Raw genomic sequence first — 24,386 nt, forward strand, 5'->3', positions numbered from 1 at the left:
TATGGGCAGTCGAACGTTGGCCGGGGCGGGCCCCGGGCGGTCCTGCGCCGGCCGGCCGGCGCTTTCGGTGATCTCCCGGACGGGGGGCGAAATGTCGGTCGGGCTGGCTAGTCTGCGGCAGGTGATCGAACGGTGGAGCCGTGACCAGGTGCTAGCTCTCGCCCCCGACGCCTCCTCCCGGAAGGCGGCCCAGGGGCTGGCGACGCCCGGGAGATGGGCGTCGCGCGGCACGACGGGCACGATGCTGTACGGCGCGTGCAAGGGCAGCGGGGCCGAGCCCTACCTGGCCTGTGTCGATCTCACCGAGCCCGCCTACCGATGCAGCTGCCCGAGCCGCAAGTTCCCGTGCAAGCACACGCTCGGGCTGCTGCTCCTGTGGTCCGCCGACGATGTCCCCGCCCAGGAGGCGGCGCCGCGGTGGGTGAGCGAGTGGGCGAAGGCACGCGCCGAGCGGGCGGCCGGGTCGGCGGCCGGGTCGGCGGCCGGGTCGGCCGGGATCGAGGCCGCCCGCCGGCCGGGTGACGGCGCCGCGCGATCGCGTGACGGCGATGGACGGCCCGGGGAGGAAACGTCCGGGCGTGGGCGTGGTCCGGGCGGGGAGTCCGTACGCCATGGGCGGGTCGCGTCCGGGCTGGCGGAGCTGGAGCGGTGGCTGGCCGACCAGGTGCGGCAGGGGCTGGCGGGGGCCGCGGAGCACGACTGGGAGGGTCTGGCCAAGCGGCTCGTCGACGCCCAGGCGCCCGGAGTGGCGGGCATGGTCTCCAAGCTGGCCCGGGTCCGTTCCGAGGAGGGCTGGCCGGGGCGGCTGCTGGAGGAGTACGCGCTGCTCAACCTGCTGGCCGTCGCCTACCGGCGGCGGGCCGAGCTGCCCCCGGCGCTGGGGCGGACCGTGCTGATCCGCACCGGGTTCCCCGTCACGAGGGAAGAGGTGCTGGCGAGACCCGCCGTGCGGGATCACTGGGACGTTCTCGGCCGGCGTGACGAGGTGCAGGATCGGCTGACGGCACGCAAGGTCTGGTTGCGCGGCAGGCGCACGGGGCGGCCCGCGCTGGTCCTCTCGTTCGCTCCGCAGGGCCAGTCGCTCGACGCCTCCCTGGTCACGGGCACCACGATCGACGCCGACCTCGCCTACTACCCGGGTGCCGCCCCGCTTCGGGCCCTCGTGGCCGCCCGCCACGGCAGCGTCCCAGCGCCCGGACCCTCGGACCGCTCCGCGGCCGTGCCGGGACCGCCGCCCCTGCCCGAGTCCTCCGATCCGCCGGGTTCGTCCGACACTTCTGGGTTGTCCGGGTGCTGTGGTCTGTCCTGTCCGCCGGGGGTGTCGCAGGAAGAGGCGCTGGACGAGGTGGCCAGGGTGCTGGCAGGGGATCCCTGGACGGAGTCGTGGCCGCTCGTCCTCTGCGGCGTGGTGCCCGGGCGCACCCGGCTGGGCGGCCTGCCGCTGCACGTCAGGGCCCGCGATCCCTGGCGGGTCATCGCCGTTTCCGGCGGGCGCCCGGTCACGGTGGCCGTCGAGTGGACACCCCAGGGCCTGCGGCCCCTGACCGCGTGGGACGGCGAGGGACGGGCGGTGATCCTGTGACGGGCTGGGAGGAGCTGGCGTCGGCGGCGCTGGTGGGCACCGACCGCCGACCGTACGCGGGAGATCTGCTCGCGAGCGCCGCCGTGGAGGTGGCGCGGCGGCGGGCGGGCCGGCCGCTCGCGGAGGGCGCTGAGAGCATGGGGCAGGCCCCCGACGAGGAGCGGCCGGCCGTCGGCGGGCGCGCGGCCGGGCGGCTGATGAGGATTCTGGGCGGCGAGCAGGAGCGGCTGCTGGCGGAGTGGCTGGCCGCGGCCGCCGCGACCGGCCGCAGGGTGCCCCCGTACGCGCTGCCCGACCTGCTCGAACGCGGCCGGCGCGACCGTTCGATCAGGGTGCACCTGGGCGTTCTCGCCGGGCAGCGCGGCCGCTGGCTGGCCGGGCTCAATCCCGCCTGGGCCTACCTCCTGGAGGAGCCCACCGGCGAGACCTGGGAGCTGGGCTCCGCCGCCGATCGGCGGGCTCACCTGCGCCGCGTCAGGTCGGTCGATCCCGCGCGGGCCCGGCGGCTGCTCGAGAGCACGTGGGAGAGCGAGACGCCGGACGACCGGGCCGAGTTCGCGGAGGTGCTGGCCGAGGGGCTGAGCATGGACGACGAGCCGTTCCTCGAGCAGGCGCTCGACGACCGCCGCAGGGAGGTGCGCCAGGCCGCCGCCAACCTGCTCACCCGGTTGCCCGGGTCGCGCCTGTCGCAGCGCATGGCCGAGCGGGCGCGAGCGTGCGTGACGATCGCCGGCGACGTCATCACCGTCGAGGCCCCCGGATCCTGCGACAAGGCGATGGAGCGCGACGGCGTCCGGGCCAAGCCGCCCAGGGGCATCGGAGAGCGGGCCTGGTGGCTGCAGCAGGTCATCGCCCGCGCCCCGCTGGCGATCTGGGGCCACCCGCCCGCCCGGCTGCTCCGGATGACGATCCCCGACTGGGACGCCGAGGTGAAGACGGCCTGGGTGCGCGCCGCCGTGCTGCAGAAGGAGCCGGATTGGGCGCGGGCGATGTTCGGCTGGGACCCGATCGCGGACCTTCTCGAATGCCTCCCGCCGGACGAGCAGCAGGAGCTCGCCGCTGGTTTCGTGAAAAAGCATGACCTGGACAGCCAGTTGATCATGGTGCTGGGCGGTGTCTCGTCCCACTGGCGCGACGAACTGGCCACGGCCGTGCTCCGCAAGATCGTGAAGGTGGCCACCACGCAACCGTGGAACCTCGGCGAGCTGGTCAAGCTGGCGGGAGAGCACATCGACCCGGCCCTGTTCCCGCTGGCCGAGAGCTACTCGCCCGTGGAGCCCATCCAGCAGGTCGCCGCCCTGCTGCGTTTCCGTGCCGACATGTACAAGGAGCTTTCCGTGAGTGAGACAACGATGAGGGAGGGCTCATGACCGTTCTGCGCCCGCACGCGGAAGACCAGTACTCCGAGGAGCTGGCCCTGCTCGCCAAGGACGACGACCGGCCGAGGCCGCCCGGCTGGAAGTTGTCCCCGTGGGCCGTCACCACCTACATCCTGGGCGACGGCGAGCGCGTCACCCCGAAATACGTCGGCGCGCGGCGGATCGTCGAGGTGGCCGTCGCCACGCTGGCGACCGACCGCGCGCTGCTGCTGCTCGGGGTGCCCGGCACCGCGAAGACGTGGTTGTCGGAGCACCTCGCCGCGGCCATCAGCGGCGACTCGACGCTGCTCGTGCAGGGCACCGCGGGCACCGCGGAAGAGGCCATCAGGTACGGCTGGAACTACGCGAGGCTGCTGGCCGAGGGGCCGTCGATCGAGGCGCTGACCCCGTCGCCGGTGATGCGCGCGATGGCCGAGGGCCGCGTGGCCCGCGTCGAGGAGCTCACCCGCATGCCGACCGACGTACAGGACGCCCTCATCACCGTGCTGTCGGAGAAGACGCTGCCGATCCCCGAGCTCAACCGCGAGGTCCAGGCCGAACGCGGCTTCACCGTCATCGCCACCGCCAACGACCGTGACCGGGGCGTCAACGAGCTGTCCAGCGCGCTGCGCCGCCGCTTCAACACGGTGGTGCTGCCCGTGCCCTCCACCGCCGAGGAGGAGGTGGACATCGTCGCCCGCCGCGTCACCCAGCTCGGCGCCTCACTGGAGCTGCCGGAGACGACGACCGGACTGGCGGAGATCCGCCGGGTGGTGACGGTGTTCAGGGAGCTGCGCGCGGGCGTCACCGAAGACGGCCGCACCAAGGTCAAGTCGCCCAGCGGCACCCTGTCCACGGCTGAGGCGATCTCCGTCCTCACCAGCGGCATCGCGCTGGCAGCGCACTTCGGCGACGGCGTGCTCCGCCCGTCCGACGTGGCGGCCGGGATCGTGGGCGCGGTGGTCCAGGAGCCGGTGTCGGACCGGGTGGTGTGGCGCGAATACCTGGAGACCGTCGTACGCGAGCGGCCGGACTGGCGCGACTTCTACCGCGCCTGCCGCGAGGTCTCGTGAACTCCCGCCCACCCTCCGCCGCGGCGGGTGTGCCGAGGGCCGGGCGGGGGGACGTCTTCGTGCTGGGCGTACGCCACCACGGGCCCGGGTCGGCGCGGGCCGTGCGCGACGAGCTTGAGCGGCTGCGGCCCGACGCGATCCTCATCGAGGGCCCGCCGGAGGCCGACCCGATCGTCTCGCTCGCCCCCGGCATGGAGCCGCCCGTCGCGCTGCTCGCCCACGTGCCGGGACAACCGTCCCGTGCGGCGTTCTGGCCGTTCGCGGTGTTCTCCCCGGAATGGCAGGCCATCGTGTACGGCACGTCCGCCGGCGTCCCGGTGCGCTTCTGCGATCTGCCCGCCGCCCACTCGCTGGCAGGCGACGGCGACGAGCGGGTGGCCGGCCTGCGGGCCGATCCCATCGGGGCGCTGGCCGCGGCCGCCGGACACGACGACCCGGAACGCTGGTGGGAGGACGTCGTCGAGCACCGCGGTGACACGCCCTTCGCCGTGATCGCCGAGGCCATGGCCGCGGTGCGCGAGGGCCACCAGCCGGACGAGCGGGAGGCCCGGCGCGAGGCGTACATGCGCAAAACCCTCCGCGCGGCGATCAAGAAGGGCTACGGGCGCATCGCGGTGATCTGCGGCGCCTGGCACGTGCCCGCGCTGGCAGAGCCCCTGCCCCCGGCGGGCGCGGACAACGCGCTGCTGCGCGGCCTGCCGAAGGTGAAGGCGGAGCTGGCGTGGGTGCCGTGGACGTACGGGCGGCTGGCCTCGTGGAGCGGCTACGGCGCGGGCATCTCGTCGCCCGGCTGGTACCACCACCTGTTCGACGCGCCCGACCGGCCCGTGGAGCGGTGGCTGGCCGGGGCGGCGGGGGTGCTGCGCGACGAGGGCCTGCCGGTGTCGTCCGCGCACGTCATCGAGTCCGTACGCCTCGCGCACGGTCTCGCGGCCCTGCGCGGCAGGCCGCTGGCCGGGCTCGGCGAGGTCACCGAGGCGGCCAGGGCCGTGCTGTGCGAGGGCGACGACCTGGCCCTGGCGCTGATCCAGCGGCGCATGGTCGTCGGCGACCGGCTCGGCCACGTCAGCGACGGCACGCCGATGGTGCCGATCCAGCGCGACCTGCGCGAGCAGCAGCGGCGGCTCAGGCTCAAACCCGAGGCGCTCGACCGGGAGATCGACCTCGACCTGCGCAAGCCGCTCGACCTCGACCGCAGCCACCTGCTGCACCGCCTGCGCGTCCTCGGCGTCGGCTGGGGGACGCCGGGGCAGGCACGGGGGAAGGGCACGTTCAGGGAGACCTGGACGCTGCGGTGGCGGCCGGAGCACGACCTGGCGCTCATCGAACACGCCGCCCTCGGCACCACCGTCGAGACCGCCGCCACCCAGCGGGCCAGGGGCCTGGCGGCGGCGGAGCCGGTGGCGCTGGCGGATCTGACGTCGCTGGTCGAGCTGTGCCTGCTGGCCGAACTCCCGGAGGCGCTGCCCGAGGTGCTGGCGGCGCTGTCGGCCAAGGCGGCCCTGGACACCGAGGTCACGCATCTCATGGCGGCGCTGCCGGCGATGGTCAGGGCCCACCGGTACGGCGACGTGCGCGGCACCCCGGCGGAGGGGCTGGCGGCGATCGTACGGTCGATGCTGGACCGGATCTGCGTGGGGTTGCCGGTGGCGGTCACGGGGCTGGACGACGAGGCGGCGGCGGGGCTGCTCAAGCACGTGGACGGCGTTCACTCGGCCGTCGCCCTCCTCAACGAGCCGGCCGGTCCCACCCCGGCCACGCCCGCCGCGCCGGTGACCGATGGGGGCGAGGAGGAGGTGTCGCCGAGGGGGCAGTGGCTGGGCACACTGCGGGGCATCAGCGACAGGCAGGATCTGCACGGGCTGATCGAGGGCCGGCTCACCCGGATCCTGCTCGACTGCGGAGGTCTCGACGACGCCGGCGACCGTATGTCCAGGGCCATGTCGCGGGGCCAGCCGCCGGCGCGGGCGGCGGCGTGGGTCGAGGGGTTCCTGGCCGGGGGAGGGCTGCTGCTGGTGCACGATCCGCGGCTGCTCGGCCTGGTGGACGGGTGGCTCACCGGGCTGTCCCCCGACCAGTTCACCGACGTGCTGCCGCTGCTGCGCCGTACGTTCGGCACGTTCGCCGCGCCGGAGCGGCGGGCGGTCGGCGAGCGGCTGCGCTCGGCCGGTCGTGAGGCGGGAGAGCGTGCTCAGGCCGTCGACGAACGCCGCGCCGCGCCCGCCGTCGCGACCGTGCTCTCCATCCTCGGCGCTCCCCATCCCCGGCACAGCGGGCCGGTGAGCGCCCCTGGGCGGGCGGACCGGGCACCCTGGGGACGATGGCGTGGGAAGGCGGAGCGATGAGCGCGGCGGACGAGCGGATGCGCCGGTGGCGGCTGGTGCTGGGCGGCGGCGACGCCGACGGGACCGGGTGCGCGCTGGAGGGCGCCGACGCGGGGATGGACGCGGCGCTGGCCGCCGTCTACGAGCCCGTTCACGAGAGGGGCGGTCGCGCGGGCGGGCTGGGGGCGTCGGCCCCGAGGGTGGCCCGCTGGCTGGGCGACATCCGCACCTATTTCCCCTCGACAGTCGTTCAGGTCATGCAGAAGGACGCGATCGAGAAGCTCGACCTCACCCGGCTGCTCCTCGAACCCGAGATGATCGAGGCGGTGGAGCCCGACGTTCACCTGGTCGGCACCCTGCTCGCGCTCAACAAGGTCATGCCCGACCAGGCCCGCGAGTCGGCCAGGGCGCTGGTCCGCCGGGTGGTGGCGGAGCTCGAACGCCGGCTCGCGCAGAAGACCAGGGCCGCGGTGACGGGCGCCCTCGACCGTTCGGCCAGGACCCACCGCCCGAAGCGGGTGGCCGACATCGACTGGAACCGTACGATCAGGGCGAACCTCAGGAACTATCTGCCCGAGCGGAACACCGTCGTCCCGTCACGCCTGGTGGGTTATGCCCGCAGGCAGCGGTCGGTGCAGCGCGAGGTGGTGTTGTGCATCGACCAGAGCGGTTCGATGGCGGCCTCGGTCGTCTATTCGAGCGTGTTCGGGGCGGTGCTGGCGTCGATGCGGTCGTTGAGGACGTCGCTGGTGGTGTTCGACACGGCGGTGGTGGATCTCACCGACCAGCTGCACGACCCGGTGGAGCTGCTGTTCGGCACGCAGCTCGGCGGCGGCACCGACATCAACAGGGCCGTCGCCTACTGCCAGGGCCTCATCACCAGGCCGGCCGACTCGATCGTCATCCTGATCAGCGACCTGTACGAGGGAGGCGTCAGGCAGGAGCTGCTGCGCAGGGTGGCGGCGATGACGCAGGCCGGGGTGCAGGTGATCGTGCTGCTCGCGCTGTCGGACGAGGGCGCGCCGTTCTACGACCACGAGAACGCCGCCGCGCTGGCCGCGATGGGCGTGCCCGCGTTCGCGTGCACGCCTGACGCGTTCCCCGACCTGATGGCGGCGGCGATCGAGCGGCGCGACATCGCCCGGTGGGCCGAGCGCCACGCCGCGGTCAGGGGCTAGGCGCCTCGGCCCTTGGGCGCCACCGGCTCGATCTCCTGCTCGACGGGATGGAGGGGCGCATGCCGTGACCGTGCCTTAGGTCCAAGGGCCTAGGGCCCGCGCCCGATGTGCTGACCTGTGGGTTCGCCATAGCTTGCCACCATGACGACAACTGTTGACGGGCCCGCGGCCGCCGCTCCGGTGAGCGTGGTGTCCCCGCCCTATCGAGCGCTCAGCGTGGGCCTGGTCGCGCTGATCATGTTGACGGCCTTCGAGGCGATGGCGGTGGCCACGGCGATGCCTGTCGTGGCCCGCGACCTCGGCGGCATGCACCTGTACAACCTGGCCTTCAGCGCCACGCTGGCGGCCAGCGTGATAGCGACGGTGCTGGGCGGGCGGTGGAGCGACGTGCGCGGGCCGTTGCCGCCGATCGCCGTCGGCGTGACGAGTTTCGTGGCCGGGCTGCTGCTGGCCGGGTTCGCGCCGACCATGGAGGTGTTCGTCGCGGGCCGGTTCGTGCAGGGCCTTGGGGCTGGTTTGATCCAAGTCGCGCTTTACGTGCTGGTTGCCAGGGTCTATCCGAGCGCGATGCATCCCAAGGTGTTCGCCCTGTTCTCCGCCGCCTGGGTGGTGCCCTCGATGGTCGGCCCGGCGATCGCCGGGTTCGTGGTCGAGAACATCGACTGGCGGTGGATCTTCCTCGGCGTCTCCCTGATCGTCATCCCGGCGGCGTTGCTGCTCTGGCGCGGCACCGCGGGACGTCAGGTGCGGGACGGCGTCGCCGGGCCCGCGCCCGGCCTGGGACGCAAGCTCGTCTGGGCCATGCTGACCGCCGTCTCCGCCGCCCTCATCCAGTACGGCAGCGCGCTCAAGCTCGCCGGCCTGCCCCTGCTGCTCATCGGGATCGTGCTGCTGGTCGTGGCGCTGCCCCGGCTGCTGCTTCCCGGATCGCTCAAGGCCGCCCGCGGCCTGCCGACCGCGCCCGTGCTGCGCGGCCTGGCCTTCGGCGCGCTGACCGCGGCCGAGGTGCTCGTCCCGCTCATGCTGATCAGCGAGCGCGGCCTGACCCCGACCGGGGCCGGCATCGTGCTCACCATCGGCGCGCTCGGCTGGTCCGCCGGCTCGTGGATCAAGGGCCGCGGCGCGATCAGCGACATGACCGCCATCCGCGGCGGCGCCGCCATGATCGCCCTGGGCATCTCCCTAATGACGCTCGTGCTGATCGACTCGGTGCCGATCGCGGTCGCCTACGTGGCCATGGCCACCGCCGGCCTCGGCATCGGCGCCCTGCACCCCACGGTGTCCGTCCTGGTGCTGGAGATGTCCGCGGAGGGGGAGGAGGGCCAGAACAGCGCTGCCGTCGGCGTCGGCGAGTCGGTGTTCACCGTCGTGGCCGTCGCGGTCAGCGGCGCCCTGTTCACGGCCGCCGCCGGGAACTATCTCGCCGGTCTGACCTTCACCATCGTGCTGGCGGTGCTGGCCTTCCTGCTGGCCCCGCGTTTTGCCAAGCCCGCGGTACCAGGCACTATGGAGGGAAGCGCGTCATAGAACGACGAGAAATCTCCCCTTCCGCCGCCCGCTGCTGACCGGGCACGACCCTGGGGCGGCGGCCGGAGGGGCGGGGCTCTCGCCGGTGAGGGGGATACATGCCGCGAGTGCGGGAGCTTGAGGTCTTCCGGCTGGCACTGCCGTTCGGCAAGAGGTCGGAGAGCCTGCTCGTGAAGCTCACCGACCACGGCGGCATGAGCGGCTGGGGCGAGGTGACCTCACCCCAGCCGAAGACCTGGTCGAGGCTGGAGGAGTCGCTGGCGGCCCTGCTGATCGGCGTGGACTGGGAGCATCCCGACACCGTGCCGAGCGGCGACTCCGCGGTCGACATGGCCTGCTGGGACCTGTGGACCAAGATGCGGGGCGTGCCGCTCGCCGAGGCGATCGGCGGCACCCGCACCTCGCTCATGGCGACCGTGCGCATCGCCCCCGACCTGTCCGTCGAGAGCCTCGTGTCCCGGGTCAACCAGCAGGTCTGCGCCGGCTACGGGCACGTCACGCTGGACGTCAGGCCCGGATGGGACGTCGAGCCCGTACGCGCGGTGCGGCAGGCGTACCCTGCGCTGACCCTGGCCGTCGACTGCGGCAACGCCTACTCCGACCTGGACCAGCTCGTCGCGCTCGACTCCTACGGCCTTGAGGTCATCGAGCGGCCCTTCGACGCCGGCGACGTCCAGTCGCACGCCCTGCTGCAGGACCAGGTGGCCGCCTCGGTCGCCGTCGAGGTCGGCTCGATCGCGGGTCTCGACGACTACCTGACGCTGCGCGCGGCGCGGGTCCTGCTGCTGCGGCCCGCCGCGTTCCCGTCGTTGTCGGAGGCCAGGCGGGCGCACGACCGGGCCGCCGCGGCGGGCTGGGACATCCAGTGCGCGGGCGGTCAGGGCGCGGGGCTGGCCAGGGCGGCGACGGTGGCGGTGGCGAGCCTGCCCGGGTGCACGCTGCCGTGCGACGTGACGCAGCCGCCGCGGCAGAACCAGATCGTCACCCCGATCGTGGGCGCGAACGCCGGCGTGATCGCCGTGCCGTACACCCAGTCGGGTCTCGGCCACGACATCGACGAGACACGCCTGCGCAAACTGGCGAAGGACTCCTTCCACGCGTGACCGCGACGCGGCGCGAACCCCGGCGGGCACGCCGTTCGGCGACCCTGAGCAGGGGTTTCCCGTCCGCCCGGCGCGCTCACGTGTAACGGCCAGGGCTTAACCTGGGTTAGGGGAGGTCCGACACTGACGGCTCAGCGCGTGCTGGGCCGCTGGAGTGATCAAGGCCATGGCTGAGTCGAACATCGCGAACGACTGCCGGCTGCCGGCGGAGCTGAACAGCTTCGTGGGCCGCCGGCATGAGGCGGCCGAGGTGAAACGGCTCCTGTCCGAGTCCAGGCTGGTGACGCTCGTCGGCGTGGGAGGAGTCGGCAAGTCCCGGCTGGCCCTGCGGGTGGCGTGCGACGTGCGGCGCGCCTTCCCCGACGGTGTGTGGCTGGTCGAGCTGGCCGCGCTGGAGAGCCCCGAGCTGCTCGCCCAGACGGTCAGCGAGGCCCTGGGCATCCAGGACCGGTCCGTACGCTCCCCGATCGACGTGCTCACCGGCCACCTGCGGGACAGACACCTGCTCGTGGTCCTCGACAACTGCGAGCACCTGCTGGACGACTGCGCGGTCCTGGCGGCCACGCTGATCCGCGCGGCGCCCCGCCTGAGCATCCTCGCGACGAGCAGGCAGGCGCTCGGTGTCATGGGCGAGGTGACGATGCCGGTGCCGCCGCTGGTGGTCCCGGGCCTGGACAGCGATCGCCCGTCCACCGCGTCGCTGCGGCAGTCGGACGCGGTGCGGCTGTTCGTCGACCGCGCCCACGCCGTGCTCCCCGGCTTCGAGCTCACCGACGCCAACGGCGACAGCGTGGCGCGGATCTGCCGGCGGCTGGACGGCATCCCGCTCGCGATCGAGCTGGCCGCCGTGTCGCTGAGGGCGATCTCCGTCGACCAGTTGCTGGCCCGGCTGGACGACCGCTTCCGGCTGCTCACCAAGGGCGCGCGGACCGCCATGCCCCGCCAGCGCACGCTGCGGGCGCTGATCGACTGGAGCTACGGGCTCTGCACCGAACAGGAACAACTGCTCTGGGCCCGGCTCTCCGTCTTCTCGGGAGGCGTCGACCTGGAGGCGGCCGAGCAGGTGTGCTCCGGCGACGGCATCGAGCCGGACGAGATGGTCGACCTGGTGAGCGGCCTCGTCGGCAAGTCGGTGCTGGCCCGCGAGGACCACGGCTCGTCGGTGCGGTACCGGCTGCTGGAGACCATCCGCCAGTACGGCCGCGACCGGCTGCGGGAATCGGGCGGCGAGCAGGAACTGAAGCTGCGGCACCGCGACTGGTGCCGGGAACTGGTCGACCGGGCGCAGCGGGGCTGGTACGGCCCCGACCAGCTGACCTGGTTCGCCCGCCTGCGCGCCGAGCACGGCAACATCCGCGCGGCCCTGGACTTCTGCCTCACGACGCCGGGCGAGACGGAACCCGGCCTGGACATCGCCATGGCGCTGCGCTTCTACTGGATCGCGTCGGGCTCGTTCCGCGAAGGGCGCAGCTGGCTCGACCGCCTGCTCGCCGCGGACCACGAGCCGAGCGCGGCCCGTGCCCGTGCCCTCGTCGTCGACGCCAGGCTGGCCGTCCTGCAGAGCGACTTCGCGGTGGCGGCGGCCATGCTGGACGAATGCCACAGCCTGGTCGCGCGGCTCGGCGAGGAGTCGATCCTGGCCAGGTCCGCCTATGTCGCCGGCTTCTCGGCCCTGCTCCAGCGTGACCTCGACGGCGCCCTGAGGATGCTCGGCGAGGCGGTGGAGCGCAGCCGCGACGAGGACGACCAGACGGGCGTGGTGAACGCGCTGATCTACCTCGCCACCGCGCACTCGCTCCTCGACCATTCCGAACAGGCCGTCACGCACTTCAAGGAGTGCCTGGAGATGTGCGAGGCCCGCCAGGAGCACTGGTTCAGGTCGTACACGCTGTGGGTGTTCGGGATCGAGAAGTGGCGGCAGGGGGACACCGCGGAGGCGGTCGGGATGGAGCGCCTGGCCATCCGGCTCAAGCAGCCCTTCGACGACCGCCTGGGCATCGCCCTGTGCATCGAGGCCCTGGCGTGGATGGCGGCCGAGGACGAACCCGAGCGCGCCGCCGTCCTGCTCGGGGCCGCGCGGGAGAACTGGCGCTCGTTCGGCGGACCGCTGTTCGGCAACCTGTCCGACTACCACGACGCCTGCGAGGCGTCCACGCGGGAACGCCTCGGCGCACGGCGCTTCGACACCGCCTTCCGCAAGGGCACCGAGTTCGGCTCCACCGCCGGGGTCGCGTACGCCATGGACGAGGACCCGCGGCCGGGCAGGCAGGCGGCCGATTCGTCGCCGCTCACCCGCAGAGAGACGGAGATCGCCCGGCTCGTCGCCCAGGGGATGAGCAACAAGGCGATCGCCGCTTCGCTGGTGATCGCCCGGCGGACCGCGGAAGGACATGTCGAGCACATCCTGAACAAGCTCGGGTTCACCTCACGGGCCCAGATCGCCGTCTGGGTCGGCGAGCAGGACCACCGCGACCCCGGGAGTTCCTCATGAAGTCCAACGGCGGCCTGCTGACCGGCGGAGCCTCCTTCGTCGGCCGGAGACGCGAGCTGGCCATGGCCAGGAAGGCGCTGATCCACGGACGGCTGCTCACGTTGACGGGGGCGGGCGGCGTCGGCAAGACCCGCCTGGCCCTCCAGATCGTCGAGCACGTCAAGGGGGCGTACCGCGACGGCGTCGGGGTGGTCGAGCTGGGCACGCTGGAGACCGGCGAGCTGCTGGAGCCGGCCGTCGCCTCGGCGCTGGGGCTGCGCGACACGGGCCCCGACCCGATGAACGTGCTGGTGGACCGCATGTCCGGCAAGCGGATGTTGCTCGTCCTGGACAACTGCGAGCATCTGAGCGCGATCTGCGCCCGCTTCGTGGACCGGCTGCTGCGGGTCGCCCCCCGGCTGCGCATCCTCGTGACCAGCAGGCAGACGCTGGGCGTCTACGGCGAGCAGGTGCTGACCGTGCGGCCGCTGGCCGTGCCCGACCCGGGCCGGCCCCTCGGGGAGATCGCCCGCCACGACTCCGTCCGCCTGCTCGAGGACCGCATGGCGGACGTCCTTCCCGGCTTCTCCCTCGCCGCGGACAACGCGTGTCGCGTGGCCCGGCTGGCCCAGCGCCTGGAGGGGGTGCCGCTGGCGATCGAGCTGGCCGTGGCCAGGCTCCGCACGATGCCGCTCGACCAGCTGATACGCGAACTGGACAAGCCGATCGACGTGCTGGAGGCCGACACCCGCGCCACGCTGCCGCGCCACCACTCGGTGCGCGCGACCACGGAATGGAGCTTCGGGCTGTGCTCGGCGGCCGAGCAGCGGTTGTGGGCCCGGCTGTCGATGTTCCCCGCCGGGGCCGATCTGGACACCGCCGAGTCGGTGTGCTCCGGCGACGGGATCGACGCCGCCGACGTGCTCGACCTGCTGGCCGGGCTGGTGGACAAGTCGGTGCTGTGCTGCGAGCGCAGGGAGAGCGGGCTCAGATACCGCATGCTGGAGAGCCTGCGCGCGTACGGCTGCGAGCGGCTGACGCCGTCCGAGAAGGACCGGCTGCGCGAGCGCTACGTCGATCACCACCGGCGGCTGGTCGAGGACAGCCAGATCGACCGGATGGTGCCCGACCAGCTCGAACGCTACCGGCGGCTGCAGGTCGAGCTGCCCAACGTGCGGGTCGCCCTCGAAGCGTGCCTGAGCACGCCGGAGCTGACGCGCGTGGGGCTGGACACCGCCTCGGCGTTGTGGTGCTACTGGCTGCTGGCCGGATCGCTCATCGAGGGGAGATACTGGCTCGAACGCGGCCTGCACCTGGTGCGGGAGCCCGGCAGGATCCGCGCGACGGCGCTCTGGGTGGACAGCATGCTCGCCCTGCGCCAGGGCGACCTCGTGATGGCGCTGCCCAGGCTGGGGGAGTGCCTCGACCTGGCCCGCCGCCCCGGCAACGAGGCCGTCCTGCCGTACGCCATCAGGACCGCCGGAGTCGCGGCGTTCTCCAGCGGAGACCACGAGCGCGGGCTCTCGCTGCTGCAGGAGTCGCTGGCCCTGCACCGCGCGGGCGAGAACCTCGACGGCGTCATGCTCAACCTCTACTACGCCTCCGCGTACGGCTCCGTCGGCCACCCCGAGCGCGCCGCCGAGTTCGGCGAGGAACTGCTCACGCTCTGCGAGAAGCACCATGCGCGGGTCTCCCGCGCGTACGCCCAGCTGGCGCTCGGCGTCGCCCGCTGGAACCTGGGCGACTGCCGCCGGGCCGAGACGCTGGTGACGTCGGCGGCCCTGTTCGCCGGGGAGGTCAACGACCGATGGTGTCTCACCCAGTGCCTGGAGGTGCTGGCGTGGATCGCGGGCGCCCGCGAGGAGCACGGGCGGGCCGCCGGGCTGATGGGCGCGGCCCACGCGCTGTGGCAGGCGATGGGAGCCTCGCCAGAACGGCTGTGGTATCACGCGGCATGGCACGAGCAGTGCAGGGAGCGGGCGCGCAGGGCGCTGGGCGGGAGGGCGTTCGCGACGGCCTTCCGCCAGGGGGCGCGGCTCGGCCAGGACCGCGCCGTGACCTACGCCGTCGCGGGCTGAAGCCCAGGTGGCACGTCAGGTCAGCGCGGCCTCCAGGAGCAGGGCGCCGGCGCCCAGGAGCGCGGCGTCGCGGCCGGCCCGCGCCGGCACCACCTCCAGGTCCCTGGTGGCCAGGGGGAGACAGCGTTCCCAGACGGCGGCCCGGATCGAGGTGATCAGCGGCTCGGCCGCCGACAGGCTGCCGCCCACCGCCACCACGTCCGGGTTGAAGAAGTTCACCAGCACGGTGAGGACCTCGCCGATCCGCCGGCCGGCGTTGCGCACCAGGCTGGTCGCCTCGGGGATCGCGTCGTTGACCAGGCCCACGATGTCGCCGGTGCGGGTCACCGGGATCCCGGCCTCCGACAGGGCGGCCATCAGGGCGGCGCCGCTGGCGTAGGCCTCCAGGCAGTCGGGATGGCCGCAGGCGCAGATGACGGACGAGTCCGAGCGGACGCGGACGTGGCTGATGTCGCCGGCCGCGCCCCGGCCCCTGTGCAGGCGGCCGTTCACGACGACGCCGCAGCCGATGCCCGTGCCTGCCTTGACGACCATGAGGTTACGGCGGTCCGGCCAGCATCGTGTCTCGCCCGCGGCCATCAGGTTGGCGTCGTTCTCGACCAGGATCGGCAGGTCGTAGCGGGTGGCCAGGTGCTCGGCCACGGGGAAGTCGTTCCAGCCGGGCATGCGCGAGGGCGTCACGACCCGCAGGGTGAGCGGGTCCACGGGGCCGGGGATGCCGGTGCCGATCCCGCGCAGCGGCACCGCCGCGGGCACGTGCTCGGCCAGCAGCGCGTCGAACGCGTCGGCGATGCGGTCGAGCGTGGCCCGGGGACCGTCGGCGATCTCGCAGGGCCGTTCCTCGATCACGATCGGGGCGCCGCTGAGGTCGAGCAGGCCGAGGCGCACGTGGTGGGCGCCCAGATCGGCGACCGCGAGCACGCCGGCGGTGTCCGACAGGCGCAGCAGCCGGGGCCGCCGCCCGCCGCGCGACGTGCCGGAGCCCTCCTCGGCCAGCAGGCCGGCGTCGAGGAGCTCTTCGACGCGCAGCGACACGCTGGACGCGGCCAGGCCGGATAAACGCGCCAGGTCCGCGCGTGACTCGGCTTTGCCGGTGGCGACGAGTCGCAGCAGGTCACCCTGTGCCCCCTGCACGGGCAGCCGCTGGTTCATGTGAAAATACCTACCATGCGTTGACTTCAGACGACAACGTATTGACTTGGTACGAAATATCCCACTACGGTCCGGCTTATCTTCGATATCGAAGGAAGCGAGCTGTTCATGAAGAGGTTTGTCGCCGCCGCCGTCCTCGCGGTGTTAACCCTGGCGGCCTGCGGTGAGTCGAGCAGCCCAGCCGTGCCGGGCGAGTCCCCGAGCAGCGGCCCCGACGCGCTGGCCAAGGCGCCCGTCGCGACGGCGGCCGAGATCCTGCCCGGCTCGACCATGGAGAAGATCAAGAAGCGCGGCGAGCTCCTCGTGGGCGGCTCGCTGGACGCGCCCCTGCTCTCCCAGCAGAACCCCGTCACCGGCGAGGTCGAGGGGTTCGACGCGGAGATGGGCAAGGCGCTGGCCACCTACATCCTCGGCGAGCCCAAGGTGAAGATCGTCAACTCGGCGTCGGAGACCCGTGAGGCGCTGCTCGCCAACGGCACCGTGGACGTCGTCTTCCAGACGTACACGATCACCGAGGAACGCGCGAAGCAGGTCTCGTTCGCGGGCCCGTACTACACCTCCGGTCTGACGATCGCGGTGAAGAAGGGCACGACGGGCATCGCCAAGCCGGAGGACCTGAACGGCAAGAAGGTCCTGGCGGGCGCGAACACCCCGGCCATTCCCGCGATCAAGAAGCTGGCGCCGCAGGCGGAGATCATCACGTTCGGCAGCGACCCCGAGTGCGTCCAGGCGCTCAAGCAGGACCGCGGCGTCGCGTACGTGCAGGACGAGACGATCCTCATCGCCGACGCCAAGGCCGACCCGGCGATCGAGATCGTCACGAAGCCGTTCACCGAGGACCCCTACGGCATCGGGCTCAAGCACGGTGACGACACGTTCAAGAAGTTCCTCAACGACTGGCTGAAGAAGACGCAGGACACCGGGGTCTGGCAGCAGATCTGGAAGAAGTCCATCGGCACCGTCGTGACCGGCGAGGCTCCGCAGCCGCCGCGGATCGGCTCCGTGCCGGGGTCCTGATGTCCGTCCTGCTGGATCATCTGCCCGAGCTGTGGCAGGGACTGGTCGTGACGTTCCAGCTCACCGCCGGGTCCTTCGCGGGCGCGGCGGTGCTGGGCGTGCTGGTCTGCGCCCTGCGCGTCAGCCCGGTCGGGGTGCTGCGCGCCCTCGGCACGGCCTACGTCGAGGCGTTCCAGAACCTGCCGCTGCTCGTGCTGCTCGTCCTCGCGTTCTTCGGCCTGCCGGAGATCGGCATCCAGGCCGGCCTGCTGGAGACGGCCATCGTGGTCATCGCGGTGTACGAGGGCGCCTACGTCGCCGAGGCCCTGCGCTCGGGGGTGAACTCGGTGTCGAAGGGCCAGGGCGAGGCGGCCAGGGCGATCGGCCTGACGTTCGGCCAGTCGCTGCGGCACGTCATCCTGCCGCAGGCGCTGCGCACGGTCGTCCAGCCGCTCGGCAACGTCTTCATCATGACGACCATGAACACCGCGCTCGCCGCGGCCGTCGGCGTCGTCGACCTGACGGCGGCGGCCAACCGGGTCAATCTCGTCGAGGCGCAGCCGATCCCCATCTTCGTGGGCGCGGGCGTGGCCTACGCCCTGATCGCCGCCGTGGCCGGGTTCGTCACCGGGCGCCTCGAACGGAGGCTGGTGATCCTCCGATGACCTTCCCCCCACTCCCGAGGCGGGCACTCCTATGACGAGCACCGCGCTCTTCGACGAGCCGGGGCCCAGGGCCAGAAGGCGCATCCGGATCGCGACCGTGCTCGGCACGCTCGCCGCCGTCGCGCTCGTCGCCCTGGCCGTGCGGCAGTTCGCCGCGAACGGGCAGCTCGACGCCGCGCGCTGGCAGCCGTACGCGACCTGGCCCATGTGGCGTTACCTGCTGGACGGCCTGTGGTCCACCTTCCTCGCGGCCGTCGTCTCGGCGGCGCTGTCCATGGCGCTCGGCCTGCTGCTGGCGCTGGGCCGGCTCTCGCCGCGCCGGTGGGTGCGGCTCCCGGCCGCCGGATACGTCGAGGTGGTCAGGACGATCCCGGCCCTGCTGCTGGTGTACGTCGTGCTGTTCGCCCTGCCGCGCTACGGCATGGACCTGCCGCTGTTCTGGAAGCTGGTCGTGCCGCTGACCGTCTCGAACGCGGCCGCCTTCGCCGAGATCTTCCGCGCCGGCATCAACGCGATCGAGCGCGGCCAGACCGAGGCGGGCCTGGCCGTCGGGCTCACCCGCTTCCAGACGATGCGGCTGATCGTGCTGCCCCAGGCCGCCCGGCGGGTGCTGCCGTCCATCGTCAGCCAGTCCGTCGGCCTGCTCAAGGACACCTCGCTGGGCTTCATCGTCAGCTACGGCGAACTGCTCTACAGCGGCAAGGTCCTGGCCGCCTACAACCACCTGGTCATCCAGACGTACCTCGTGGTCGCGCTCATCTACCTGGTGGTCAACGCCTCGCTGTCCAAGCTGGCCCGCACGCTGGAGGCCCGCCGGCCCACCCCGCTCAGAAGGAGACCCGCACGTGCCTGAACTCGCTTTGCTCGCCGAAGTGATCCGGTCGGGGTTCGTGGAGAGCGTGCACTACGGCAGCGCCGTCGGCCTCGGCCCTTCCGGGCGCACGGAGGTGGCGTTCGGCCCGGTCGACGCGCCGGTGCTGCCCCGCTCCTCGGCCAAGCCGTTCCAGGCGCTGGCCTGCCTGACGGCGGGCGCCGCCCTGGCGGGGCCGAGGCTCGCCATCGCGGCGGGCAGCCACACGGGCGAGGACTTCCACGTACGCCTCGTCCGCGAGCTGCTCGACGACTACGGCCTCGGCGCCGGGGCGCTGGCCTGCCCTCCGTCGTGGCCCGAGGACCAGCCCACCATGCGCGAGCTGGTCAGGCAGGGCCAGGACGTCTCCCGCGAGCGCATGAACTGCTCGGGCAAGCACGCCGCCATGCTCGCCGCCTGCGTGGCGGCCGGCTGGGACGTGCCCGGCTACCTGGCTCCGGAGCATCCCCTTCAGCTGCACGTGCGCGCCGTCACCGAGGAACTGGCGGGGGAGAAGGCCGCGCACGTCGCGATCGACGGGTGCGGGGCGCCGCTGTACGGGCTCACGCTGACCGGCCTCGCGCGGGCGGTGCGGGGGCTGGTGACCGCCGCGCCGGGCAGCGGGCCGCGCCAGGTCGCCGACGCGATGCGCGAGCACCCCGAGTACGTCGGCGGCACCGGCCACCAGAACACCGGCCTGATGCGGGCGCTGCCCGGCGCCCTGGCCAAGGGCGGCGCGGAGGGCGTGCTGGTCGTGGCGCTGGAGTCGGGGCACTCGGTGGCGGTGAAGGTCGTCGACGGCAGCCCGCGCGCCACGACCGCCATCGCGGTAGATGCGCTGCGCCTGATGGGCTGCGACGTCGGTGGTGCGGCCGCGTTCGCGCGGGTGGACGTGCTGGGCGGCGGCGTGCCGGTGGGCCGGATCGTCACCAGGCTGTCCTGACCGCGCCCGCCGGGGGAGCGCCTGGTCAGCCGTTCGCCAGTGAGGAGCCGCAGCCGTCCGTGAGGCCCTTGGCCGGGTCGCCCGGGTCGTCGCCGGTCTTCTTCGCCGGCGGCTCGGTGGCCTCCTTCGACGGCTTGTCCGCCTTCCCCGTTTTTGCGGGCCGCTCCGGCGACGGGGTGGCCGAGGCGGCGACGGCGGGCTTGGTGTCCTTCGAGTCGCGGATGGCCTTGTCGGCGACGTCGCGGATCTTGTCCCAGTCGGGGTAGCCGGTGTTGATGAGCGGCGGCACGAACTGCACGCTCGACACCTTCGCGTTCTTGACCTTCAGCGCGAGCGGGACCAGGTGCTTGAGCATCGGCCGGGGGATGTCGGTCCTGATCAGCTCTTTGGTGGCCAGCGCGATCTTGTTGAACCTGGTCAGCACCGTCGCCGGGTCGGCCTGGTCGAGGATGGCGCCGAGCACGCAGCGCTGCCGGCGCATCCGCGTGTAGTCGTCGCTGTACGTCCGCGAGCGGGCGTACCACATCGCGTCGGCGCCCTTGAGCTTGCGCGTGCCGGCCTTGACCAGGCCCTCGTTGTACCTGCCGAACACGACGTCCTTCTCGACGGTGATCGTGACCCCGCCGATGGCGTCGATGAGCCGGGCGAACCCCCACATGTTGACCAGGGCGTACCAGTCGACCTTGACACCCAGGGTGTAGCCGATCGTGTCCATCAGCACCTGGGCGCCCTGGTGCTCCTTGCCGCCGAAGATCTCCGGGTGCGAGTCGGCGTACTCCCAGACGCTGTTGAGCAGGTCGCTCCGGCCGCCGCCCGGGTCGGCGGGCAGGCGGAAGCCGCCGGGGAAACGCTCGGCCATCGGCGTGCCTGGACGGAAGCGTACGTCCTCCAGGTTGCGCGGCAGGCTGAACAGCACGGTGTTGCCGGTCTCCACGTCGACGCTGGCCAGGTTCATGCTGTCGGTGCGCACGCCGACCCGGTTGTCGTCGGCGTCGCCGCCGAGGAGCAGGATGTTGACCCGGCGCCGGCCCGCCCACGGGTTCTCCGGCTCCGGCTCGGCCGCTTCCGGGGCCCCGTCGTCGGCGGGGGGCTGCTGGAAGATGCCGTCGAGTGTCTGCTGCGAGGTCCAGACGAACTGCGCGACCACGCCGAACGGCACCACGACGACGACGGCGAGCAGCCCCGCGAGCGTGCCGGTGACGATCTGCCCCGCCTGCGGCAGCCGCCCCGGCCGCAGCACGACGAACGAGTGCACGATGAGGGCGAACCACCCCACGCCCAGCGCGGACGCGCCGACGAGGATCGCCGTCAGCCAGGAGTTCTCGGTCAGCGAGCCGAGCAGGTTGTCGGTCAGCAGGCCCAGGGCGAGCAGGCCCAGCAGCAGCGCGGCGTAGCAGGAGAGCAGCACGAGGCCGGTCTTGCGCCATCCGGCGCGCAGATGAGCGGCGCCGGGTGCGAGCGCACCCAGCACCAGCCAGCCCAGGACCGCTCCGGCGCTCATCGGTTCCTTCGCCTGCCGCACGCCTTCCCCGTTTCCCCGCGATGTCCACCATAGGCGCGATCGCCGCGTCTTGTGGTGGACCCGGCGGTGTGGCTCGCCGAAGACGCGGAGCTCGCTGCCCGAGGCAGGCCGCTGACGTGGCCCGTCTCAGGTCTGATCGAGGCGGCAGCCTACGCAGCGAATGCGAAATGTGTCCTTATCGGAGGATGAACATCAGCAACCGAATATGATTCTACTCATGGTCTTCACCGAGATCGGATACCAGGTGGCCGATCGTGTCGCCACCGTGACGCTGCGCCGCCCGGAACGCCTCAACGCCTTCACCCTCACCATGCGCGCGGAGCTGATCGAGGCGTTCGACAGGGCCGACGCGGACGACGACGTACGCGCCGTGGTGGTGACCGGGGAGGGCCGCGCGTTCTGCGCGGGAGCCGACCTGAGCGGCGGCGGCGACACGTTCGGACGCCGCGGCGAGCCCGGCGAGCGGGAACGCGTGAACGGCGCGCCCCGCGACGGCGGCGGCACGGTCGCGCTCAGGATCGCCAGGTCGCTCAAGCCCGTCATCGGCGCGATCAACGGCCCGGCCGTGGGCGTCGGGGTCACGATGACGCTGCCCATGGACGTCCGTCTCGCCGCGGACACGGCCAGGTTCGGGTTCGTGTTCGCGCGGCGCGGCATCGTCACCGAGGCCGCGTCCAGCTGGTTCCTGCCCAGGATCGTCGGCATCGCCCAGGCCATGGAGTGGGCGGCCACCGGCCGGATCTTCCCCGCGTCCGAGGCGCTCGAAGGGCGGCTGGTCTCGCGGGTGTACCCGGCGGACGAGCTGCTGCCCGCGGCGTACGCGCTGGCTCGGGAGATCGCCGCGAACACCTCCGCCGTCTCCGTGGCCGCCGTCCGCAGGCTGATGTGGTCCGGCCTGTCGGCGGCCTCCCCGTGGGAGGCGCACGCGGCGGACTCTCGGCTCATGACCGAGCTCGGCGGCGCGCCCGACGCGGTCGAAGGGGTGACCGCCTTCCTGGAGAAACGGCCCGCCGAATTCCCGATGACGGTCAGCCGGGATCTCCCGCCAGGCGTGCCGTCGTGGCCCGACGATCCCTATGGTGTCTAGCGTGTACGAGATCACCGTGCTGCCCCTGCCCGACGACTTCGAGGGCGCGGTCGTCGCGACGCTGGTCGCCAGGAGAGCCACCACCCCCACCCGCAGGGCCGTGCTCTACCTGCACGGGTTCACCGACTACTTCTTCCAGGACCACCTGGCCGAGCACTACGTGAGCCGCGGCATCGACTTCTACGCCCTCGACCTGCGCAAGTACGGCCGCTCACTGCTGCCCCACCAGACCAGGGGCCTGATCAGGAGCGTCACCGACTACTTCCCCGAGATCGACGAGGCCGTCCGCACCATCAGGCAGGACCACGACGAGCTGACGATCAACGCCCACTCCACCGGAGGCCTGATCGCGCCCCTGTGGGCCGACCGGGTGCGAGGCCGCGGCCTGGTGCAGGGGCTCGTGCTCAACAGCCCGTTCTTCGACCTCAACGTGCCCACGCCGCTGCGCCTGGCCGCCGACCTGCTCAAGACGCCGCTGTCCTACACCCGCCGGGTCATCCCGCTGGGAACCAGCACCGTCTACGGGCAGACGCTGCACCGCAGCCTGCAGGGCGAATGGGACTACGACCTGGAGCTCAAGCCCCTGGGCGGCTTCTCGGTGCACGCCATGTGGCTGGCCGCCATCCGCAGGGCCCAGCGGCGGCTGCACGCCGGCCTGTCGGTGGACGTGCCGGTGCTCGTCCTCACCTCGGCGACGGGCCTGCGCGTACGCGACTTCGTTCCCGAGGCACGGGCGGCCGACATCGTGCTCGACCCCCGGCACATGGCCCGCTGGTCCACCTCGGTCGGGCCGCACGTCACGTGCGTACGCATCGCGGACGGCCTGCACGACCTGGTGCTGTCGGCCGAGCCGGTGCGCAAGCAGGTGTTCGGCGAGCTCGACCGCTGGATGAACGCCTTCGTCTACCACGGGAACGAGAAGAGGCCGTAGTAGGCCGCCGCCACCATCAGCAGGCCGGTGCCGCCCAGCACGCCCGCGATCGCCACGTGCTGCCAGCGGCTCGGCCGCATGCCCTCGCGCAGCGCCGACACGAGCGCCGCCACCGCCGTGACCTCCTGGACCAGCATCCACACCGCCAGCACCCGCACGACCAGCCAGCCGGCCAGCACGGCGGGCCAGGCGCCCGCCTGGTTCACCGAGAACAGCACCAGCAGGGTGATGAACGCCACGACCGACATCAGCAGGCCGAGGCTCGTCCACGCGATCCTGCTCAGCCTGCGCCGCAGCGGCGGCCAGAGGCGGGCGTTGGCCTCGGCGGTGACGCTCGCGCGGCCGCGCAGCCGGACGACCATGGCGGCGACCGGCCCCGCCACGTAGCCGACGGCGGCCAGGCAGATCGTCAGCCCCAGCATCGTGCCGCCCGCGTACCAGGGGGCGGCGGGCACGTCGCTGGCCTCGAACCGCTGGACCGGGGTGGCGCCCGCCATGTGCACCGACGGCTCCGCGGTGCCCGGCAGGCCGATGATCCAGTTGGCGAGGGTCTCCAGATAGCCCTGGGTGAAGTCACCGCCGTGGACCCGCATGGCGTGGTCGCCGCGCGCCATGAAGCGGATCGTGTAGTCGTCGTTGCCCGCCTTCTTCATCGCCGTGATCAGCGCCTGGGTGGACTCGACGAAGGGGATCGAGGGGTCGGTGGTGCCGTAGAACGCCAGAACCGGCTGCTTGACCTGGCTTAAAGCCGGCATCGCGTCGTAGCGCAGGAAGTCGAAGCCCACCCCGCCCATCGCCCTGGTCAGCAGGTCGCGTACGCCGATCGGGGCGTGCAGCCTGAGCAACTGCTCGTTCAGCGCCCACGCGACCTGGCGCAGCGGGGAGACGTTCGGCGAGGACACCATCACCAGGAACTTCACCGCGCTGCTCTTCGCCGCCGCGACGGGCACCACCCAGCCGCCCTCGCTGACCCCCCACAGCCCGATGCGCGAAGGATCCACCTCGGGAAGGGTGCGCAGATACTCCACCATGCGCAGCGCGTCGTCGGCGAGCAGCCCGAAGTCGCGGTCGCGGAAGTTGTAGCCGATCGTGCGCTTGTCGAACGCGATCGTCACCACGCCCGCCATGGCCAGGAACTCGGCCTGCGGCGTGAACTCGGTCCGCGACCCGTTCCCCGAGCCGGAGACGAACACCATCGCCGGATGCCGCCCAGGCGTCAGCGGCACCCGCAGCGTCCCCTCCAGGCGCTGCCCCTCGCCGGCGACCGAGATCTGCTCCCTGCGGACGGAGGCGGTCGCCGCCACCGGTTCCAGCTCAGCCACCGGCTGGGCCGGGATCGACTGGAAAGCTGGATCGGCTTTGAGCGGCGGCGGGTCGAATGCGGGTGGCAGGACGTATCCGACCGTCGCGAGAGCCACCAGCACCAGACCGGCGGCCACGCTCAAGGTGCCACGGCCCGTGCGCATCGGCCTCCCCATGTGCGTTGGTTTGCCCGCCGATCGTCCAGCGTACTCCCGGCTCCTGAGACGGGTGAGCCCGCATTTGTC

At 72.6% G+C, this 24,386-nt stretch carries 18 protein-coding genes; 15 read left to right on the forward strand and 3 right to left on the reverse strand.

The window, feature by feature from the left end; genetic code table 11:
• Positions 1–121: 121 nt before the first annotated feature.
• The 9 genes from ACZ6SA_RS11045 to ACZ6SA_RS11085 all read left to right on the forward strand — a co-directional run bounded on the left by ACZ6SA_RS11045 (position 122) and on the right by ACZ6SA_RS11085 (position 14,693).
• Entirely contained in the window at positions 122–1,582 is a 1,461-nt protein-coding gene (locus tag ACZ6SA_RS11045; protein ID WP_465827603.1) for an SWIM zinc finger family protein, read from the forward strand.
• Positions 1,579–2,952 carry a DUF5691 domain-containing protein gene (locus ACZ6SA_RS11050; protein WP_465827605.1) on the forward strand — a complete coding sequence of 458 codons (1,374 nt, stop codon included), beginning with the start codon at positions 1,579–1,581 and terminating at the stop codon, positions 2,950–2,952. Before ACZ6SA_RS11045 ends, ACZ6SA_RS11050 begins: the two co-directional genes overlap by 4 nt.
• Entirely contained in the window at positions 2,949–4,013 is a 1,065-nt protein-coding gene (locus ACZ6SA_RS11055; RefSeq protein WP_347644210.1) for an ATP-binding protein, read from the forward strand. The genes ACZ6SA_RS11050 and ACZ6SA_RS11055 overlap by 4 nt, the downstream gene beginning before the upstream one ends.
• Positions 4,010–6,358, forward strand: coding sequence for a DUF5682 family protein (locus ACZ6SA_RS11060; protein ID WP_465827606.1), 2,349 nt, complete (start codon positions 4,010–4,012; stop codon positions 6,356–6,358). Before ACZ6SA_RS11055 ends, ACZ6SA_RS11060 begins: the two co-directional genes overlap by 4 nt.
• Positions 6,355–7,515, forward strand: coding sequence for a VWA domain-containing protein (locus tag ACZ6SA_RS11065; protein WP_465827815.1), 1,161 nt, complete (start codon positions 6,355–6,357; stop codon positions 7,513–7,515). The genes ACZ6SA_RS11060 and ACZ6SA_RS11065 overlap by 4 nt, the downstream gene beginning before the upstream one ends.
• A gap of 141 nt (positions 7,516–7,656) precedes the next feature.
• Entirely contained in the window at positions 7,657–9,042 is a 1,386-nt protein-coding gene (locus ACZ6SA_RS11070; protein WP_465827607.1) for an MFS transporter, read from the forward strand.
• Positions 9,043–9,140: 98 nt separating this feature from the next.
• The gene (locus ACZ6SA_RS11075; protein ID WP_465827609.1) at positions 9,141–10,145 is read left to right on the forward strand and encodes an enolase C-terminal domain-like protein; all 1,005 of its coding nucleotides are present in this window, start codon (positions 9,141–9,143) and stop codon (positions 10,143–10,145) included.
• A 166-nt stretch (positions 10,146–10,311) separates the two neighbouring features.
• Positions 10,312–12,636: an ATP-binding protein gene (locus ACZ6SA_RS11080; protein ID WP_465827610.1), complete on the forward strand. Its 2,325-nt coding sequence runs from the start codon at positions 10,312–10,314 to the stop codon at positions 12,634–12,636.
• Positions 12,633–14,693 carry an ATP-binding protein gene (locus ACZ6SA_RS11085; protein WP_465827611.1) on the forward strand — a complete coding sequence of 687 codons (2,061 nt, stop codon included), beginning with the start codon at positions 12,633–12,635 and terminating at the stop codon, positions 14,691–14,693. The genes ACZ6SA_RS11080 and ACZ6SA_RS11085 overlap by 4 nt, the downstream gene beginning before the upstream one ends.
• Positions 14,694–14,708: 15 nt before the next feature.
• On the opposite strand, the gene ACZ6SA_RS11090 is transcribed toward ACZ6SA_RS11085, so the two are convergent.
• Positions 14,709–15,845 carry an ROK family transcriptional regulator gene (locus tag ACZ6SA_RS11090; RefSeq protein WP_347644204.1) on the reverse strand — a complete coding sequence of 379 codons (1,137 nt, stop codon included), beginning with the start codon at positions 15,843–15,845 and terminating at the stop codon, positions 14,709–14,711.
• A gap of 108 nt (positions 15,846–15,953) precedes the next feature.
• Between ACZ6SA_RS11090 and ACZ6SA_RS11095 the strand changes: the two genes are divergently transcribed.
• From ACZ6SA_RS11095 to ACZ6SA_RS11110, 4 genes are read left to right on the forward strand one after another with little or no spacing between them, the layout of a single operon-like run.
• Positions 15,954–16,862 (forward strand): glutamate ABC transporter substrate-binding protein, encoded by a 909-nt coding sequence (locus ACZ6SA_RS11095; RefSeq protein WP_465827613.1) that lies wholly within the window; start codon positions 15,954–15,956, stop codon positions 16,860–16,862.
• A complete protein-coding gene (locus ACZ6SA_RS11100) occupies positions 16,862–17,506 on the forward strand; it encodes an amino acid ABC transporter permease (RefSeq protein WP_465827614.1) in 645 nt (214 codons plus the stop codon). Before ACZ6SA_RS11095 ends, ACZ6SA_RS11100 begins: the two co-directional genes overlap by 1 nt.
• A gap of 31 nt (positions 17,507–17,537) precedes the next feature.
• Entirely contained in the window at positions 17,538–18,359 is an 822-nt protein-coding gene (locus ACZ6SA_RS11105) for an amino acid ABC transporter permease (protein WP_347644201.1), read from the forward strand.
• Positions 18,352–19,299, forward strand: a complete 948-nt coding sequence (locus ACZ6SA_RS11110) for an asparaginase (protein WP_465827616.1) — start codon at positions 18,352–18,354, stop codon at positions 19,297–19,299. Before ACZ6SA_RS11105 ends, ACZ6SA_RS11110 begins: the two co-directional genes overlap by 8 nt.
• 25 nt (positions 19,300–19,324) lie before the next feature.
• On the opposite strand, the gene ACZ6SA_RS11115 is transcribed toward ACZ6SA_RS11110, so the two are convergent.
• Positions 19,325–20,800, reverse strand: a complete 1,476-nt coding sequence (locus ACZ6SA_RS11115) for an LCP family protein (RefSeq protein WP_465827618.1) — start codon at positions 20,798–20,800, stop codon at positions 19,325–19,327.
• Between the two features lie 238 nt (positions 20,801–21,038).
• Between ACZ6SA_RS11115 and ACZ6SA_RS11120 the strand changes: the two genes are divergently transcribed.
• Positions 21,039–21,908: an enoyl-CoA hydratase-related protein gene (locus tag ACZ6SA_RS11120; RefSeq protein ID WP_465827619.1), complete on the forward strand. Its 870-nt coding sequence runs from the start codon at positions 21,039–21,041 to the stop codon at positions 21,906–21,908.
• A gap of 1 nt (position 21,909) precedes the next feature.
• Complete coding sequence (locus ACZ6SA_RS11125) at positions 21,910–22,839, forward strand: alpha/beta hydrolase (protein ID WP_465827621.1); 930 nt, start codon at positions 21,910–21,912, stop codon at positions 22,837–22,839.
• Here the strand turns inward: ACZ6SA_RS11125 and ACZ6SA_RS11130 are convergent.
• Positions 22,812–24,305 carry an alpha/beta hydrolase family protein gene (locus tag ACZ6SA_RS11130; protein ID WP_465827622.1) on the reverse strand — a complete coding sequence of 498 codons (1,494 nt, stop codon included), beginning with the start codon at positions 24,303–24,305 and terminating at the stop codon, positions 22,812–22,814. The two genes, ACZ6SA_RS11125 and ACZ6SA_RS11130, sit on opposite strands and share 28 nt — an antisense overlap.
• Between the last annotated feature and the right edge of the window lie 81 nt (positions 24,306–24,386).

It is taken from the genome of Nonomuraea sp. NPDC049378 (assembly GCF_055586745.1).

Bases quoted from the DNA above. Each gene is read 5' to 3' on its own strand.
- ACZ6SA_RS11080 (WP_465827610.1), top strand. From the start codon at position 10,312: ATGGCTGAGTCGAACATCGCGAACGACTGCCGGCTGCCGGCGGAGCTG.
- ACZ6SA_RS11105 (WP_347644201.1), top strand. From the start codon at position 17,538: ATGACGAGCACCGCGCTCTTCGACGAGCCGGGGCCCAGGGCCAGAAGG.
- ACZ6SA_RS11070 (WP_465827607.1), top strand. From the start codon at position 7,657: ATGACGACAACTGTTGACGGGCCCGCGGCCGCCGCTCCGGTGAGCGTG.
- ACZ6SA_RS11130 (WP_465827622.1), bottom strand. From the start codon at position 24,305: ATGCGCACGGGCCGTGGCACCTTGAGCGTGGCCGCCGGTCTGGTGCTG.
- ACZ6SA_RS11115 (WP_465827618.1), bottom strand. From the start codon at position 20,800: ATGAGCGCCGGAGCGGTCCTGGGCTGGCTGGTGCTGGGTGCGCTCGCA.
- ACZ6SA_RS11095 (WP_465827613.1), top strand. From the start codon at position 15,954: ATGAAGAGGTTTGTCGCCGCCGCCGTCCTCGCGGTGTTAACCCTGGCG.
- ACZ6SA_RS11075 (WP_465827609.1), top strand. From the start codon at position 9,141: ATGCCGCGAGTGCGGGAGCTTGAGGTCTTCCGGCTGGCACTGCCGTTC.
- ACZ6SA_RS11120 (WP_465827619.1), top strand. From the start codon at position 21,039: ATGGTCTTCACCGAGATCGGATACCAGGTGGCCGATCGTGTCGCCACC.
- ACZ6SA_RS11085 (WP_465827611.1), top strand. From the start codon at position 12,633: ATGAAGTCCAACGGCGGCCTGCTGACCGGCGGAGCCTCCTTCGTCGGC.
- ACZ6SA_RS11055 (WP_347644210.1), top strand. From the start codon at position 2,949: ATGACCGTTCTGCGCCCGCACGCGGAAGACCAGTACTCCGAGGAGCTG.
- ACZ6SA_RS11100 (WP_465827614.1), top strand. From the start codon at position 16,862: ATGTCCGTCCTGCTGGATCATCTGCCCGAGCTGTGGCAGGGACTGGTC.
- ACZ6SA_RS11065 (WP_465827815.1), top strand. From the start codon at position 6,355: ATGAGCGCGGCGGACGAGCGGATGCGCCGGTGGCGGCTGGTGCTGGGC.
- ACZ6SA_RS11090 (WP_347644204.1), bottom strand. From the start codon at position 15,845: ATGAACCAGCGGCTGCCCGTGCAGGGGGCACAGGGTGACCTGCTGCGA.